At 64.4% G+C, this 16801-nt stretch carries 15 protein-coding genes; 6 read left to right on the top strand and 9 right to left on the bottom strand.

The annotated features are described in order from the left end of the window. Positions 1–209: 209 nt before the first annotated feature. A complete protein-coding gene (locus tag ACQKRQ_RS30000) occupies positions 210–641 on the top strand; it encodes a hypothetical protein (RefSeq protein WP_427481213.1) in 432 nt (143 codons plus the stop codon). 160 nt (positions 642–801) lie between these two features. Here ACQKRQ_RS30000 and ACQKRQ_RS29995 read toward each other — a convergent pair whose 3' ends face one another. The 3 genes from ACQKRQ_RS29995 to ACQKRQ_RS29985 form a co-directional block, all read right to left on the bottom strand. Continuing rightward, positions 802–2403 carry a tannase/feruloyl esterase family alpha/beta hydrolase gene (locus ACQKRQ_RS29995; RefSeq protein WP_427481400.1) on the bottom strand — a complete coding sequence of 534 codons (1602 nt, stop codon included), beginning with the start codon at positions 2401–2403 and terminating at the stop codon, positions 802–804. Positions 2404–2468: 65 nt separating this feature from the next. Beyond that, positions 2469–3602 (bottom strand): OpgC domain-containing protein, encoded by a 1134-nt coding sequence (locus tag ACQKRQ_RS29990; RefSeq protein ID WP_427481212.1) that lies wholly within the window; start codon positions 3600–3602, stop codon positions 2469–2471. 125 nt (positions 3603–3727) lie between these two features. Next, the gene (locus ACQKRQ_RS29985) at positions 3728–3922 is read right to left on the bottom strand and encodes a hypothetical protein (RefSeq protein ID WP_427481211.1); all 195 of its coding nucleotides are present in this window, start codon (positions 3920–3922) and stop codon (positions 3728–3730) included. A 233-nt stretch (positions 3923–4155) separates the two neighbouring features. Between ACQKRQ_RS29985 and ACQKRQ_RS29980 the strand changes: the two genes are divergently transcribed. From ACQKRQ_RS29980 to ACQKRQ_RS29970, 3 genes are all read left to right on the top strand, one after another. Then, positions 4156–5349 (top strand): acyltransferase family protein, encoded by a 1194-nt coding sequence (locus tag ACQKRQ_RS29980; RefSeq protein ID WP_427481210.1) that lies wholly within the window; start codon positions 4156–4158, stop codon positions 5347–5349. Positions 5350–5554: 205 nt separating this feature from the next. After that, positions 5555–6349 (top strand): sulfite exporter TauE/SafE family protein, encoded by a 795-nt coding sequence (locus tag ACQKRQ_RS29975; RefSeq protein ID WP_427481209.1) that lies wholly within the window; start codon positions 5555–5557, stop codon positions 6347–6349. Positions 6350–6439: 90 nt separating this feature from the next. After that, positions 6440–6706: a hypothetical protein gene (locus ACQKRQ_RS29970; protein ID WP_427481208.1), complete on the top strand. Its 267-nt coding sequence runs from the start codon at positions 6440–6442 to the stop codon at positions 6704–6706. 82 nt (positions 6707–6788) lie between these two features. On the opposite strand, the gene ACQKRQ_RS29965 is transcribed toward ACQKRQ_RS29970, so the two are convergent. Then, positions 6789–8693 carry an AAA family ATPase gene (locus ACQKRQ_RS29965; RefSeq protein ID WP_427481207.1) on the bottom strand — a complete coding sequence of 635 codons (1905 nt, stop codon included), beginning with the start codon at positions 8691–8693 and terminating at the stop codon, positions 6789–6791. 530 nt (positions 8694–9223) lie between these two features. Here ACQKRQ_RS29965 and ACQKRQ_RS29960 point away from each other — a divergent pair. Next, positions 9224–10249 (top strand): NAD(P)H-dependent flavin oxidoreductase, encoded by a 1026-nt coding sequence (locus ACQKRQ_RS29960; protein ID WP_427481206.1) that lies wholly within the window; start codon positions 9224–9226, stop codon positions 10247–10249. A 159-nt stretch (positions 10250–10408) separates the two neighbouring features. On the opposite strand, the gene ACQKRQ_RS29955 is transcribed toward ACQKRQ_RS29960, so the two are convergent. After that, a complete protein-coding gene (locus ACQKRQ_RS29955; RefSeq protein ID WP_427481205.1) occupies positions 10409–10711 on the bottom strand; it encodes a hypothetical protein in 303 nt (100 codons plus the stop codon). A gap of 293 nt (positions 10712–11004) precedes the next feature. Here ACQKRQ_RS29955 and ACQKRQ_RS29950 point away from each other — a divergent pair, with 293 nt between their 5' ends. Further along, on the top strand, positions 11005–12045 hold the full coding sequence (locus ACQKRQ_RS29950) for an AraC family transcriptional regulator (protein WP_427481204.1): 1041 nt from the start codon (positions 11005–11007) through the stop codon (positions 12043–12045). A 4-nt stretch (positions 12046–12049) separates the two neighbouring features. Here ACQKRQ_RS29950 and ACQKRQ_RS29945 read toward each other — a convergent pair whose 3' ends face one another. From ACQKRQ_RS29945 to ACQKRQ_RS29930, 4 genes are all read right to left on the bottom strand, one after another. Further along, entirely contained in the window at positions 12050–13363 is a 1314-nt protein-coding gene (locus ACQKRQ_RS29945; RefSeq protein WP_427481203.1) for an MFS transporter, read from the bottom strand. A gap of 130 nt (positions 13364–13493) precedes the next feature. Then, positions 13494–14348: an IclR family transcriptional regulator gene (locus ACQKRQ_RS29940; protein ID WP_132381976.1), complete on the bottom strand. Its 855-nt coding sequence runs from the start codon at positions 14346–14348 to the stop codon at positions 13494–13496. Positions 14349–14445: 97 nt separating this feature from the next. Then, on the bottom strand, positions 14446–15831 hold the full coding sequence (locus ACQKRQ_RS29935; protein ID WP_427481202.1) for an MFS transporter: 1386 nt from the start codon (positions 15829–15831) through the stop codon (positions 14446–14448). A 117-nt stretch (positions 15832–15948) separates the two neighbouring features. Beyond that, on the bottom strand, positions 15949–16782 hold the full coding sequence (locus ACQKRQ_RS29930; RefSeq protein WP_427481201.1) for a sugar phosphate isomerase/epimerase family protein: 834 nt from the start codon (positions 16780–16782) through the stop codon (positions 15949–15951). Positions 16783–16801: the final 19 nt, after the last annotated feature.

The raw sequence follows: 16801 nt of genomic DNA, 5'->3' as shown, positions 1-16801 counted from the left end.
ATCAGCTTCGCTGCACTGCAAAATAGTTCGGTTTCCATATCGGTTTGATCACGCGACGCCGGGAACGCCCCATGCTCGATCACCGGCATGCTGCCGCGGCCCCATGTTCGAGCGGAACACGATCGAGCGAGGCACACCGCTTGCGGCAGTCCATGCATGTGAGCGACAGGCGCTTGCGTGACATCAAACCGACTCTATGGAGGTGAACCATGAAACGCATTACCAAGACAATTTTCGCTTCGGCGCTCGTGATGGCACTGTCGGGCGGCACTTATGCGCAGGCTGGCGGTGGCGCTGGTGGCGGCGGAGGTGCGGGCGGCGGAGGTGCGGGCGGCGGAAGTGCGGGCGGTGGCGGTACCGGCGTGGGCGCGGGCGGCGGCACCACCGGTGGCGCGGGCGGGACCGCTACGCCTGGTGTCGGCGCCGGATCGATGAAGAGCCCGAGCGAGTCGGGCTACGGTTCGCCGGGCGTGACCGGCACCGGCGGCGGCATGGGGACCGGCACCGGCGCGACGCCGAATAGTCCAGCCATGAACCGATCGAACAGCGGCATGGGTAACGGCATGAACAACGGCACGCGCAGCGGCACCGGTAATGGCATGAATAACGGAACCGGCGGCACGATGCAAAACGGCCAGTAAAACACGGCTGCTAATACATTGAGTCACTCGGTTCGAACCGGGGCGGCGGCGCCGATGCAAGGCGCCGCCGCCCTACTGTTTCTGGAACGGACGTTCAAAAGGCCACTGACGCGCATGTGGGTCTTGCCACCTGCGAGGCATTTGTTTCAAGAACTGCCGGTCACGGCTCCGCGCAAACAAAACTGCTGGCGAGATTCACATTGCCCTTGCCGACATAGCGAGGAAACAGCGGATAGCGGCACAGCGGACGTGAGCGTCCATTGGTCGCCGCAGCGATATCCGTTGCCGTCAATGTCTCGGGCGATGCCCCGCGCGTCACCCAATTATCGAGCGCGCCTAGCAGATCGACCGATGGAATGAACGCGCCGCTGCCGTGCTGGAATCCCGGCACCATGTACAAGCGCATGAAACTATTGACCTGGTCGACACCGAACCGCTCGACCAGCGTGTCGTAATACGCGATCGTCTGGTTCGGGCTGATGACTTCATCGGCGAGTCCTTGCAGCGTGATGAGCTTGCCGCCGCGCGCAATGTAGCGCGTGAGGTCGGGGTTCATCGCGCCGATCGTCTGCGACAGCGCGACCAGTTGCGCGCGATATTTGCCGGGGTGTTGCGGGTCGAACCTGAGCGAGTCGAAGCTGGCGTCCCGTGTGACGAAGTAACGGATATAGCCGTCGCCTTGCGCGAACAGGTAGCCGTTGGCGAAGAACGTCGGCACCGGCAGGCGCTCCGGCTCATGCGCGAGGCCGAGCAGGCCGGTCAGACGCGTGCCCTGAAAAATGTTGTAGCCGCTATAGCCGTTGACGTCCCACGCCAGACGGTAAGGCAAGGAAAGCCCGTCGCGCATCACGAGCAAAGTGGAGAGCTGCGGGTTCGTGAGGCATTCATCGTGCGACGGCGTGCGTCCGCTGCAGCGCAACGAGTCGATGATCTCCGTTTCGTGGTCGTGGCACGCGGTGACGTCGCTGACGATACCGTCCGCCGCGCCGTCGAGCCGGTCGCACGTGGCGAGGGTTCGTTGATAGACGTGTTCCAGCAGCAACGGCGGAATGAAGCCGCCGGGCGTGGTGTATTCCGCCTGGCCGAGTTTCACGCCGAGCAGGCGCACGCCGGAAAAATTGAGCGCGGGCGAATTGGCGATCACGCCGTCGTAGTCGTCGGGAAAGCGCTGCATCACCGTGTAGCCTTCGCGGCCGCCGGTCGAGCCGCCGGCGAAATACATCCGTTGCGGCGGCCGTCCATACGCGCGCGCAATCAGGGCAAGCGCGGCATCGTGCGTTTTCTTCAGATGCGCAAAGCCGAAGTTCGTGACCGCCTCGTCGACGAGGCCGAACACCGCGACCGATGAATCGCCGACGTGCCCCGAGTCGTCGCCGAAGGTCGCATAGCCTTGCGCGAGCGGCGCGCGGTTCGGCGAAAACGGCATCACGCCGGTGCCGCTCACCACCACGCCGTTGTAACCGCCCCCGCCGATCTGCAGCGCGCGGCCGTTCCAGCGACGCGGCAAGTTCAGATCGAAACGGATATCCGGTGTGGTGGCGTTGAACCCTTTAATGCGGCCGGTGATGCGGCAATATTCGCCGCCTTGCTGATTGCCGGGCGCGGTGGCGCTCACCATCGCCGCGCTTTCGATCTGTACGCCGGCGGTCGGCAACGCAATGAGTTCGGGCTGCAGAACGGCGCCCGCTAATTCCGCACAGCGCATGGCGAGCGGCGCTTCCTTGAGAGCGGCGAGCGCCGGGTGAGCGGCGAGCCACAACATCGCGCCGACAACGTGGATGACCGCGCGCGAGTCTCGCGCGACACGCGCACGGTGCCGGCGCGACCTCATCCGTAACCCGCGCCATTGGCAGCCGCCGCCGACTGCTGCCCTCTCCAGCCGCGCCAGCCGCGCGCGATCATCAGCACGGCGCCGATGGCGACGAGATCGCCGCCGAGTCCGATCAGCACGCCGCGAAAGCCATGAAACATATGCGGCGTCGCCGTATCGACGATCAGCGAAACCAGTGTGCCCGCAACGAAACACACGAGCCCCGTGCGGCCGACCGTGACCACGGCAGGCAAGCGCCGCGCGAGCCACGCGATACTGCCCATGCGCACGAACTGCGCGGCGAGCCAGGCAATGACAATAAAGTTGATCACGCGGTCGGGAGACAGATTCTGTTTAAACGTGCCGGGCAACGGTTGCGTCAGCACGAAAAGTTTGACGATAGCGAACGCCAGCACCGCGACCACCGCGATCCGCGTGAGCCAGCGCGCGGTACGGGTTGCGTGAAAGCGCTCGCTGATGGGCTGCACCCGGCAGAGAATCCCGAGCACGAACATCAGTTGCCATGCAAACGGATTAAAAGCCCAGTCGGCCACGTCGTCAATGCTGAATAATGCGGCCAGCGGCCGGGCCAACGCCCAGATCAGCAAGCTCAAGCCGAGCGCCATGAGCGACGACCGCCGCGCCAGCGGCACCGCGAACGGCACGCACAGCGCGAAGATCACGTACATGGGCAACACGCTCGACAGATAAGGCTGGCGCCGCAGCAGCATGATATCGAAGGCTTCGCGCAGCGGCTGAACCGCGAAAGGCGGCCAGCCGGTGAGATCGACCATGGGACGGTTCAGATTGAGCGACGCGAGGATCGCGCCGGACAGCAGCGTCAATACCGCCGTCAACAGATAGGCGCGGTAGATTTCCCAGCAGCGCCTGACAAAGCGCATTTTCGCCGCGTTCTCACCGCGGCCCGCGAGCACCGCCGTGTACGCCGCCGCCGACGCATATCCGCCCAGAAACACGAACACTTCCGCCGAATCGCACAACGCATACGCATGCAGCATCAGATGCGAAAGCGTGCTGCCGGGAATGTGATCCAGCACGATGACAATCAGCACGACGCCGCGGAAGAAGTCCACTTCGATCGAGCGCCCACCAAGGGGACTTCCTCCGGGGCGGCCGCGACGGGTTTCCATTCAGGTTCTCGCAGGATAAGCGCGCGTCTGCCGCGCGTCGTTTTTCGTAGGAACACCACGACAATAAAACGTTCCCAGCGAGGCTGCGCGGTCCATCGGCGCGCGCTGACAACCTGCCTCTAATTTCAAATTACGTCGCGGCGATTTGAAATTCCATTGTCGGCATGCGGTAATACTGAGTCGTCATGCATTCGGTTCGCGGCAAGATTTGCGGCTTTAATTCGCCGGGCGCGAATGCAATCGGTAATCAGCGCAAAAAATAAATCGCAGAGAGCGATGCGCGATTTTTTTTGCTTTTTTTCATCGTAGGATGGTTTCATGCACGCCCGTCGGAACTCGCGCGTTTCGCGCGATGCCACCTTTCGACGGCGTCCACTCATGTGGACCGGACACGCGGCCGGCCGATCCGCGATCGGCCGGCACGCCGAGCGTCATTGCGACGCCTTTCCAACCGCCACGGCCGACCTGAGCGTCACCGATGCGCGCCGGTCCTTCCATTACCGCCCAGAACGGCTGCGCCGCACGCGCCACCTTCGCACTGGAAGACGACCACATGAACAACAGAATTGCCGGCTTCGACGGATTGCGCGCGATCGCAGTCCTGATGGTATTTTTTCAGCATCGCCTGTTCGGCGACATTGGCGAGATCGGCCATCTCGGCGTATGGATCTTCTTCGCGCTGAGCGGTTTTCTGATCATCGGCATTCTGTCCGCGCAACGCACGCGCATTGAAAGCGGCGCCAGTCGATTCGGCGCTGAATTGAAGCGCTTTCTATTTCGCCGAACCCTGCGCATCTTTCCGATTTACTACCTGATGCTGGTGGTGATGTGCGTACTGATGGCGTTCGGCATGGCAAGTCCCGAACTGGCAAGCGGCATGCCGTTTCATTTTGCCTATTTGTCGAACATCTGGATCGGCTCCGTGCTGCACTACTGGCCGGGGCGCTACTCGCATTTGTGGAGCCTCGCGATCGAGGAGCAGTTTTATCTCGTGTTCGCGCCACTCCTCTTGCTGCTTGCCGCGCGCCGGCATCGCGCGGCGTGTCTCGCGATCGTCGCGGTCGGGCTCGCGTCGCTGCTGGCCATGCGCGCGGCGCATTGGCCGGACATCACCATCTACACGCACCCGCTGACGAACTTCTGGCTGCTCGCGTTGGGCGGCATGGGCGGCCTGATGATTGCGGGCAAAGCGGGCCGCTTGCGGGCGCGGCTAGGACACGGCGTGACGCTCTTCGTGCTGAGTCTCGGGCTCGTGGGCTTTTGCGCGACTGAGCCGATCTGGAGCCAAGTGGACAATCCATTGCTGTTCACCGTGGTGAGCGCCTCGTATGGCGTGTGCATCGCTGCGCTGGTGTGTTCGATTGCCTGCTGCCGCAACGCCGTCGTGATCGGCCTGCTCGAAACGAAATGGCTGGTGAGCTTCGGGCGAATCAGCTACGGCTTCTACCTCTATCACAACCTGATCCCCGACCTGACCCGCAACCATCACGCGGCGGCGCTCTTCGGCGGCACGGTGCCCATGTGGGCGCACGTTGCGGGCATCGCCGGGTCGTTTGCGATTTCGCTCGTGATGGCGATGCTATCCTGGCGGCTGATCGAAGAACCGATCCTTCGTTTGAAGACACGGCGCGCGCCGGCAACGGCCGCGACGTCCGCTGCTGCGTACACGCCGGCTGCGTTGCGCTCGCGTCGTGAGCGAGCGGAGCATTCGTCGAGGAACGAGAGCGCCGCGTCGGACGCGGTCTAACCCACGCACGACTTACGTTTCACTTGCAAGCAGCGCAAGTGAGGGCACGGTATCATGCGGCCTCACTTAGCCGGCTGCTTCCGATCTTGCGTGACACGCGGGCACCGAACTGGCCGAACGATAACAACAAGCCACCGCCCGCGCGCTGTCCGGTCGCTCCGATCCGCGCGGCCGGCTCGCGGATTCCGACACGCGCTTTCCAGTCATGTCTCATCTCACTTTCGCCGGCGGCGTTCTGGGCGCAGGCCTGCAGGCACTAAACCTCTACGCGTTGCTCGGCATCGTTGCCGCACTTCTGCTGGGCGGAATGGTCAAGGGCGTGGTCAGCATCGGCGTACCGCTCGTGGCGATGCCGATCCTCAGCCATTTCCTGCCGATCAAGGAAGCGGTTCTCCTGCTGTCGATGCCGATCATCCTCGGCAATATCCCGCAGGCACTCGAAGGCGGCGAACTGCTGCCCACCGTCCGGCGCATCGCCGCGCCGCTGATCGGCACGGTGATCGGCAATATCGTCGGCGTGAGCGTATTGATTTCGCTCGCGCCGCATCGCGCGCAAGCGGCTGCCGGCCTCTTGCTGATGGTCGCGGCGTTGCTGTTGCTGGCGTCGCCACGGCTGACGCTGTCGCCGACGTGGGCCAAGCCGGCCGGGTTCGTACTGGGATTCGGCGCGGCGCTCATGGAGAGCATTGCTTCAGTGCCAGGGCCCTTGCTCGCGATGTATCTGATCGCCACGGGCGCGACGGGCAAAGCGTTCACGAAGCAGATCGCCATCATTCTGGTGGTGTCGATCATCACGCTCGTCGCGACATTCAGCGGCGGCGCGCATGCCAGTTGGACGGATCTCGCCATCTCGGCCTGCGCGAGCGTGCCGGTGATCGCGGGAATGCTGCTGGTGCGGCCCTTGCGAGACCGCTTGCCGCCTGCCGCGTTCCGGGTTCTCGTGCTGGTGTTCGTTGCGGCCGCCGCAGCGCAGATGATCTGGAAATCCGGCGTTTTATAGGGTTTGCGCCGTTAGCGCTTACGCAAAACGGGCCGTGGTACGCGCATTGCTGCACAACGGTGTACCCCTAATTCAACCGGAGAGCCCGTCGTGGCAACCATGGCCAATTCCCCGAATGAGCAAGAGCACGAGCCCGAGCGCCAGCCCGAAGAAGACCCGGGCGGCCCGCCTACCAAGGTGTCCAAGCCGATCGGCGACGCAATTCCCACGCCGGTCGAGCCGGGGCTCGATCAACCGCTGCCGAAAAAAGGCGAAACACCGCCGCCCGCTGACGACGCCAACATCGATGGTGAGGCGCTGGGCGACACCGAAACGCCTCCGGGCGTTCCTGAGCCCGGTCCGTCCGATTTCGCGTAACTAGCGCCGGGCAATAAAAAAGCGGCGTCATTTACTGGCGCCGCCCGTCGTTTGCCGTCGAGGCAGTCAGTCGATTATCGGTTCACGCCGCTTCCGGCTCGTGAACGATCTTCAGCGTGCTCTTGTGTTCCCTGATCAGGCGGTAGACGGTTTCTCCGGGCACGGTCTCCTGCTCGAGCAATTCGTCCGCGATTGCGCGCAGCACCGGCTCGTACGCGTGCAGCAAGCCGTAGCACAGTTCATTCAACTCCTTGAGCAGCACATTCGCATGCTCGATGGCGCTCTTCATTTGCAAACCCGCGTACTGCGACGGCAGCGCCGCGAGGCTGAACAGATCGCCGTCGCTGTTGAAGCCGAATTTCGACACCATGTCGAGGCTGATGCGCGACGCTTCCTGCAAATCCGAAGCCGCACCGCTCGATGCTTCGGAGAACGTGAGAATTTCCGCGTTGCGGCCGCCGAGCAAAACCTGGATTTCGTTGCGAATCTCGGTCTCGCGATACAAATGCTTGTCCTGCGCTTTCGTGATGAGCGCAACACCCAGCGCACCGCCGCGCGGCAGGATCGTGACCTCTTCCAGCACGCCCGTGCCCAGCAGCGCGGCGACGAGACCATGCCCCGCTTCGTGCACGGCGATGCGCGTGCGTTCGTCCTCGCTGAGCGCGCGCTCGGCGCCACTCACGTCGCCGATGCGCGCAATCTTGATCGCTTCCATGAAATGCTTCGAGGTGATTTCGGTGTCGCCGGATTTGCGCGCGACAAGTCCCGCCTGATTCACCACCATCGCGACCGTTGCCGGCGACAGGCCCGTGGTCAGGCGCGCCAACTGATCGTAGTCGATGTCGGCGGCTTTCGACTTCAGCTTCTCCGCGTAGAAACGGAAAATCTTCGCGCGGTCTTCGCGATCGGGCAAACGGACCTGCACGGTGCGATCGAAGCGGCCCGGCCGGCGCAACGCCTCGTCCAGATTGTCAGGGTGATTGGTCGCCGCGACGATGATGACGCCTTCGTTCGAAGCGAAGCCATCCATTTCCGCCAGCAACTGATTGATGATGCGGTTGCTCTCCGCTTCGACCGGGCCGCTGCCCGTATCGGTGCGCTTGGCGAGTCCGTCGGCTTCGTCGATGAAGATCACCGTGGGCGCATTCTTGCGCGCCAGTTCGAACAGATGCTTGACCTTCTGAATGCCGACGCCGTAATACTTCGCGCTGAAATAGCTGCCCGTGATCGAGATGAAGTTCGCGCCGCACTCGCCGGCCAGTGCCTGGGCAAGCCGCGTCTTGCCGACGCCGGGGCCGCCCACCATCAGAATGCCGCACGGCGCGCGCACGCCCATCGACGTGAATTGCTTCGGGTCGGACAGATAGCCGCGAATGTCCGCGAGCGCCGCCTTCGCTTCGCCCGCGCCGATCACGTCGTCGAAACGCAAGGCGGGCGCCCTGGCGAGCAGCGTGGCGCCGCCGCGCATTTCGCGGCGCATGAACCACACCATGCCGCCGATCAACAACAGCGGCAACAACAGGCTGATGGCGTCGCGCGTCTGGTCGAAGACCTGCACCCAGCGCGAGCCGCCGGTTTGAATATCCGCATCGGGAAGCCAGACGAGTTGATACGCCGCGGCCTCGTCGGCCTTCGGTTCGCCGAGCAGCAGCGCATGCGAGAACGTCGCGTTGTGGTCGGTGACGAAGTATTTCGTGCCGTCGCGCTTCGAAATCAGAATCGCGTTGGGGCTCACGCCGATCGCGGCAACCTTGGCGTCGTGAATATCGCGCAACATTTGCGAGGCGTCTTTCTCTTCATGCGTCCATGCCGAGGAATCGTGGCGCATCTGGCTCGCGACGCCGGTCAGCGCCGGCGAGACCTGCGCTGCGCGCTGCTGGTAATGCCACACGCCAAAGGCGAGCAACACTGCGATAAGTGCCGCCGTCACCGACATGGCGAACTTGCGTGAGCGTCTTTTACCAAGCGAGTTATTTCCCGGCTTCATGAGTCAGTTCCAAAAACGGGCCCAAAGCGAGCCCCGATACTTGTCAAAGTTCAGATGGGCAGAGGTTGGCGGAGGGGGATCGACTGATGCGACACCATGCATGACCGGAAGAAAGGACATCCAACCATACGTCCCTTTTAACAACGTGCACACGGCCAGTATGCCGTGCCGCCGCTTCTTCCAAATCGCAGAAAAGGCCTAGTTCTACCGTCTATCCAGCGTTTTCGGCCGCCGGATTTTGGGGAGCGAGCGCTGCGTGCATTGCGGTAACAGACTGCTCCGGCGCACAGTTTATCAGCGCTAAATTCATTGCGTATTCTGCATATCTACTATTAACCGCTCCCTATTTAAAAGCGGTCAGAATTACTGAATATCACCTTGCCGCGCTCGCCTATCTTCTGACGAAAAATACCCGCTGCCGCCGCGCTCGTCTGCATCTACTCTAAAGAGACTGCCGTGGATGCAGGTTCGATGCGGCGAGCCGCACAATCCTGTGCATTACCGCCGCGCGACACGATGAGAGGACCGCCATGCACGACGACACCCCGCTGTTCGATACTGCGCTGACGCGTTTGCTCGGTTGCCGACACCCGGTGATTTCGGCCGGAATGGGCGGCCCGGCGCGCGCCGAGTTGGCGGTCGCCGTTTCCGACGCCGGCGGATTCGGCCTGCTCGGCATGGTTGGGGAAGCGCCGGAAGTGATCGAGTGTGAGATCGCCGCCGTGCGCGCAACGACGAACCGGCCGTTCGGCGTCAATCTGATTCCTTTCCGCACGGAGCCCGCGCTGCTCGATGCGCAACTCGCCGTGTGCCGCGCGGCGCGGGTGCCGGCCATGTGCTTCTTCTGGGATGTCATGCCCGACGTCGTGAAACGGGCCAAAGATGCCGGCGCGCTCGTCCTCTGGCAGGTCGGCTCGCTCGAAGAGGCGCTTGCCGCGCAGCAGGCCGGCGTGGACGCGGTCATCGCGCAAGGCGTCGAAGCGGGCGGCCACGTGCGTGGGCGCATCGGCATCATGGCGCTGCTGCCGGAAGTCGCGCGGCGTCTGCACGTGCCGGTGGTGGCCTCCGGCGGCTTCGCGACCGGCGCCGGGCTGATTGCCGCGCTAGCGCTCGGCGCGGCGGGCATTCAGTGCGGCACGCTATTCGTCGCGACGCATGAGTCTTTCGCGCACGACTATCACAAGCAGCGAATCGTCGATGCCCAGGCGGGCGACACCGTGCACACCGACCTTTTCACGATCAACTGGCCACCCGGCTCGCCGGTGCGCGTGCTGGCGAACAGCGTGACGCGCGAGGCTGGCGAACGTCTGTTCGGCCATCATCCACATGTGTTGCCGCGGGAGGAAATCGCCCACGACGATCAAGGGCCGATCTACAAGTTCAGCACGATTTCGCCGCTCCGCGATACGGTGGGCGATCTCGAGAAAATGGCGTTGTTCGCGGGGGAATCGTCGGCGCTAGTCGAACGATGCGCGCCGGTGGCGGAAGTCATCGACCGGCTCATGAGCGAGGCGGTGGACGCTGCGGCACGGATTCGCGCCGCAGGTGTTCATTGACACTCAAGCACTGGGGATGTGCGACGGGCCTCTTCGGGCCCGTTCGCACCATCGCCATTTGCTCTCAGGTTCTGCTGCTTTTAATAGCGATGCCGGCATGCATCGATCTGGTTCTCCCCGACTGAAATCCGGTTCTCGCGTTCCTATGCTTCGACCGACTCAAGCGGCCGTGCGCGGCTTCAGCGCATTCCGCGCCATCTGCGCCATCTGAGCTTCGCTCGCGAGTCTGTCGAGAAGTCTCGTCAGGCGGTGCCGCTGACTGGCAATCAGCTCGTAACTCTCTTCGAGCGCCCGGATCCGTTTTTCCCAATACTCGTGGTCGAGCGGATACAGCCCGCCGGACGCGTCCCCACGCGTCAGGTACTCCACCACGTTCTCGAAATGTTGCAACTGGCTGTCTACCAGACTAGCCGGACGCCGAGCGCCGCGTTGCACGGTCGGTTGCATGTTCGTGCCGCTCATCTTTGATACCCCGTGAATTGCCTGTCGGCAAAGCGTGAACCTCGCACCCTTGCACCGCGCGAAATGGCTCGACGCTGTTTCTGCGCGCAGTTGCGATTCCGATAACGGGGTGGCGGTCGACTGCCTGCCGCGCCGTCAGCGAAAACGATCTGCATCTAATCACGCAACATTAATGCCGCTTTTTTGTTAGGCTTGACCGTACGTCTCAAAATTGGACGACGGCGCGTGAAATAGCCGCGTAGACACGCCGCGGCCCCGCCGGCACGCCCTTCTCGCTTGTAACAACCGATTCAATGAACCAGCGCACCCTGCCGCAACATCTGGCCGCGGCCGCCGCGGCCGATTCGCGCTCCGCCATTTCGACGAGCCGTTTCAGTACGCACGGACTGGCACCCGCCGAACAATTCCTCGCCTGGCGCCAGCGCGTGGGCCATGTGGTCGACGCGCCGCCGTCGAAAGCCCAGGTTGCCGGAGGATTTCGCGGTGAAATCGATTTGTACGCGGTCGGCGGCATGATTTTTACGGACTGCCGCACCGATTCGATGCTGCTGGAACGCTCGGTGGCCCGCGTATCCACCGACTCGCGGCGCGATTACGTGTTTCAGCTCTTCGTGGAAGGGGAAGTCGGCCACGTCACCGGCATGCACAAGAAACGCAGCGCGCCGGGTTCGGTGGCAGGCATCGTCGCATTCGATCTGAACCAGCCGTTCCGCGCCGAACGCCCCGAATGCCGCCTTCTGAGCCTGTTCGTACCGGCAGCGGTAGTGGACGAAGCGTTACGCGACGGCGCGGCGATTCACGGTCGCATCGTCCAGCAAGGCTCGCCGCTGACCGGCGTCGTGCTGGATCACATGACAGCGCTCGCCCGCGACATTGCGCGGCTCGATCCGGCCAGCGCCATCGATGCCCTGCAGGCAGGGACGCAGTTGCTGGTGGCCACGTTTCGCAAGGAGGCGCGCCTAAGCGGCGCGGGCCGCGCCGCGCTGCAGGCCGCGGTGATGGGCCGGGTACGCCGCTATATCGAAGCCAATCTGCACCAGGGCGACCTCACGCCAACCAGCGTGGTTCAGGCGCTGCAACTGAAGCGCGCGACGATCTATCGCTGGTTCGAGCACGAAGGCGGTCTCGGCGCCTATATTCGCAACCGCCGGCTGCGCGAGGCGGCGGACGAACTAGTCCGTTATCCGCATGTGCAGGTGGCGGAAATCGCTTTTGGACTCGGCTTTCAGAGCGCGTCTGACTTCACCCGCGCGTTTCGCCGCGCCTTCGACATGAGCCCGCAAGACATGCGCGCCCGCGCCCTCGACCTGCAGCACTTGCGCAACGCGGCCTAGCGTTTCAGGCAGCCGGCTGCGACGCGCTTGCAGCGCGAGCGCCCGCCTCCGGTTCCGCTTCCGGGAACGCCTTTAGCGCGATCAACGTGAGCGCGGTGGCGCCCATCAGATACCACGCCGGGATCATCGGATCGTCCGTCCGGTTGATGAGCCACGTCACCAGAAACGGCGAAAATCCACCGAACAGGACCACGCCCAAGCTGTAAATCACCGATAGTCCGCCCGCGCGCCGGTGCGCCGGAAACGCTTCCATCATCAGCACCGAAGCGGCGCCGGCGTTGTTCACCGCGAGCGCCACGTAAGCCGTGATGATGACGAGCGCCGCGAGATCGCCGGCGCCGTGAGTCAGCGCCCAGAAAGCGGGCCATGCCGCCGCCAGCGACGCCACGAGCGACGCGTATTGCAGCGTTTTGCGGCTCGCGAGCCGGTCGGCCGCGCGCGCGATCAGCGGCGTCACCACGAGAATCACCACGCCTGAGAGACACGCCGTCAAAAGGCTGATCGCCGGCGGCCGGTGCAATGTACGCACCAGATAGGCCGGCATGTAGAACACGGTAATGTAGATGCTCACGGAAGGCGCCGCCATCATCAGAATGCCGTAGACGAGCGGGCGCGTGTGCTCCGCAAACAGCCGCCGCGGGCTGAGCCGCGTGCGCTCTTGCGGCGCGGCCGCCGGCATGCGGCGGCGCAGGTACCAGCCGACCGGGCCGATCAATCCGCCCAGCACGAACGGAATGCGCCAGCCCCAGTCGTGCATGGCGGCGGGCGACAGAAATGCCGTGGTGCCCGCCCCGACCAGTGCGGCGGCGAAAGCGGCCGCGCCCTGGCTGGCGCCGCGCCAGCTCACCATGAAACAGCGGTGCCGGTAGCCGGCCGACTCCATCAGCGACGCCGACGCCGGGCCGATCTCGCCGCCCGCCGCGAGCCCCTGCATCAGGCGCGCGAGCACCATCAGCACGGTCGCCGCCGGACCGATCGATGCGTAGCTCGGCAGACATGCGATCAGCCACGTGCCGAGCGTCATCAATGTGAGCGATACGGTGAGTCCGGCTTTGCGGCCGCGGCTGTCGGCAATGTGACCGATCATGATCGCGCCGAGCGGACGCATCACGAAGCCCGCGCCGAAGGTGGCAAGCGAGAGCAATAGCGACGACGCCGGATTGTGCGACGGAAAGAACAGATTGCCGATCACGACGGCGGAAAAGCTGTAGACGGTGAAGTCGTAAGCAACAAAACCATTGCCGATCACAATGGCGGCGACGATACGCCTGAGTTCGGCGCGGGACAGCGGGGCCGCTTTGCCGGCAGCAGTGTGCATGAGTGGCCGTCGACGAATTCGTGGAGATTTTCAGGAAAGAAACAGAAGAAACGCGAGCGGGTTATTCAGCTCAACGGCCCGGTGCGATGCAATTTGACGCGGCGCGGGCACGTGGCAACCCGCTCGGGGCTCAAGCGGCACGCGGCCGTCCTTTGCGCTTCGGCTCGACCGGCTGCACCACGGCCGCCACCGGCGCCACGCGCAGACTGCGCTTGAAATACGGCGAACTCATGGTGGCCGCGCCCATATCCGACGCGGCTTCGAGCAAGGCCGGCGCCAGCTCTTTCAGGCGCGCTTCCGGCAAACGGCTGGTCGGGCCCGCGAGACTGACGATCCCCACCACCAGCCCCGTCAACGGATGACGGATCGCCGCCGCCATCGAAGTCATGCCCGCCTCGTAGGTTTCGCTGGCGACGCCGTAGCCGCGCTTGCGCGCGCCCGCCAGGTCCTGCAGGAACTGCTGGATCGTTTTCGGCGCCTTCGGGCCGCGCGGGCCCGCCTTGCCGATGCCGCCCTGACGCGACACGAGTTCGAGCGCTTCCTCGTCGCTCATGGTGGCGAGCCACGCCTGGCCGCTCGCCGTGCAATGCAGCGGCGGCTGGCTGCCCATGTCCGGGTCGTAGCGCAAGCCGGATTTGGCGCCCTGCGCCTTACCGACGAACGTGATGTGATCGTCCTCCACCACTCCCAACCGCGCCAGTTCGCCCGACGCGGCCGCCAGCCGGTCGAGGACCGGCTGCGAAATATCCAGCACGCCGCCGGTGGACAGCCACATCAGCGCGAGCGACACCAGTTTGAGCGCCAGCACGTATTCGCCGTGCTCGTCCTGCCGCACGTAGCCCTCCTCGCTCAATTCGGCCAGCAGGCGATGGGTGCCGCTGCGCGGAATATTCAGCGTGTCGGCGATGGCGGCCAACTGCATGCTGCCGCCCTGCTTCGCCAGCAATTCGATGATGGCCAGCGCCCGCTCCAGATTCCCCGCCATGTTGCACTCTCGGTTCGATTTCGATACCGAATGAGAACACGATTCCATATCGGAACTCAAGAGCGCCCGCACGATGCGCCAATGAATTTCGCTGATCTCAGTGTCCGATGCCCGCGCTGACCTGCAGCACCGGCCCGCGATGGCGTGCGCCCTTGAGCAGTACCGCCGCCGCGCCGACCGCGGCCGGCAGCGCGAGCGACGTGAACACCTGGCCGAAGCCCCAGTTCGCGTGCAGCATGCCGGCGCCCAGCATCGCCCCCGCAATCCCGCCGAAGCGGCCGATGCCCAGCATCCAGCTCGTGCCGGTGGCGCGCATGCGGGTCGGATAGGAGCCCGCCGCCAACGCGCAGAATCCCGTGTTGGAGCCATTCATGCAGTAGCCCATGCCGAACGCCAGCACGCTGATCGCGGTGATGCCGTGGCCGGGCAAGCCCATGTACCAGGCCAGCACGCCGCCCATGAACACGGTTGCGCCCAGCGCCCGATGCGGATTGAAACGGTCCATCTGCCAGCCGATCGCCAGTGAGCCGATCGTGCCGCCCGCCTGAAACAGCGCGCCGACCACCGCCGCTTCGGCGAGCGTGAAGCCCGCGCCGCGAATCAGCGTCGGCAGCCAGCTGCCGAGCAGATACACGGTCAGCAAGCCGGCGAAGTAGCAGACCCACAGCATCACCGTGCCGAATGCGTAGTCGCGCGACAGAATCAAACGGACCGGGCTGTGTTCGCGCCGCGGCGTGTCGTGCGCGACGAAGCGCGTGGACTGATCGGCGCTGCCGGGTTCGAGGCGGTTCATCACCGTCACGAGCCGCGCGCGGCGCGTTTCCTTGAGCGCCAGGAAGCGCGCGGATTCGGGCAGCCATTTGATCATCAGCGGCACGTAGAGAATCGGCAGGACGCCACCGAGAATCAGCACCGAATGCCAGCCGTGCGACGCGATCAGCCATGCGCTCACGAACCCGCCACCGGCCGCGCCGAGCGTGAAGCCGCAAAACACCGTCGTCACCATCAGCGCGCGGCAGCGTTGCGGCGCGTATTCGGCCATCAGCGTGGCGGCGTTGGGCATGGATGCGCCGAGACCGAGGCCTGTGAGAAAGCGCAGCACCGTGAGTTCGCTGATGTTGCTCGCGAAGGCGGAGCCGAGACTCCAGACGCCGAAGAACAGCACCGCGCCCGTCATCACTGTCTTGCGGCCGAAGCGGTCCGCGAGCGGCCCCGCGCACAGCGCGCCAAACGCGAGACCGAGCAGGCCGCCGCTCATCACCGGACCGAGCGCGTCACGCGGAATCGCCCACGCGCTCGACAAAGCCGGCGCGATGAAACCGACCATCACGGTATCGAGTCCGTCGAGCGTGACGATGAACATGCACATCAACAACACGAGAATCTGAAAGCGCCCGACGGGTTGTTCGTCGAGCAACTGCTGCACGTCGATGACGCGCGAAGCGGACGCGGGTTTCCGCGGCGCCTTGAGTAAAGGTTCCATCAGGTGTCTCCAGACTGTTGTTATCGTTATCGCTATCGATTGAGGTTGCCGGTCTCATGCCGCGCGACATCTTTGGCGTGCGCTTCGGCGGACCGGCTCGAACGAAGATGAAACCGACTACGTCATCGCATAGGTCCGTTCGAGTACGGCGAGCGTCGCCTCGCGCAGCTTGCGGGCGCGCTCCACCGCGGGCGCGGTTTGAGCCCACCGTCGGGTCGGCACTTCGATACTGATCGGCAAATGATCCGGCAGCGCGCGCAGAATGCCGCCAAGGTCGAGGCCGCCCTCGCCCGGAATCAGACGCTCGCAACGCGCCTGGTAGAGCAGCGTGTCGAGGTCGGCAGGACGCTCGGCCGGTGCGTCGCAAAACTGCACGTAGCCGAAGTACTCGCGTGGCAACGCGCGCAATGCGTCGGTCGATGAACCCGCGCGGTCGAAGTGAATCGGGTCGACGATCAGGCCGGTATTGCGCCGTGCCGCCGCCTTGACGATGCGCGCGCCCTGCGTGATGTCCTTCACTTCGGTCCATGGCATCGGTTCGAGCGAAGGCGATAGGCCGAGCGGCGCAGCCAGATCGCAGAGTTGCGCGAGATGCTCCGCGGTGCGCGCTTCGTCAGGATCGTTGCCCGCAACGAGTACGTAGCGCGCGCCAAGTTCGGCGGCGGTATCGAGCATCGGCTTGTATGCGGCCACATCGGTATCGGGCTTGAGCCGCAGAATCTCGACGTCGAGCACCTTGACGCCGGTGTCGCGCAAACACGCAAGCGTCTCGCGCTTCAACGGCGTCGTGCCGATGATGTCGTGGCGTACTTCGTGATCCGTGGCGGGCAACAGGCGCAGCCCGACGAAGCCGTAGCCTGCCTCGGCCGCGCACTCCACCATTTGCGACGGGCTTAGTTCGAGCACGGTCAACGCCGATAGCGAGAGCGCCCGTGAGTTGTGCTGGGTCATGTCCTTTCCTGAGTTCGAT

It is taken from the genome of Paraburkholderia sp. NPDC080076 (assembly GCF_050281145.1).
Classification (GTDB): domain Bacteria; phylum Pseudomonadota; class Gammaproteobacteria; order Burkholderiales; family Burkholderiaceae; genus Paraburkholderia.
Note: the sequence above shows the minus strand (reverse complement) of the source record. Positions and strands in the feature narration are given on the sequence as shown.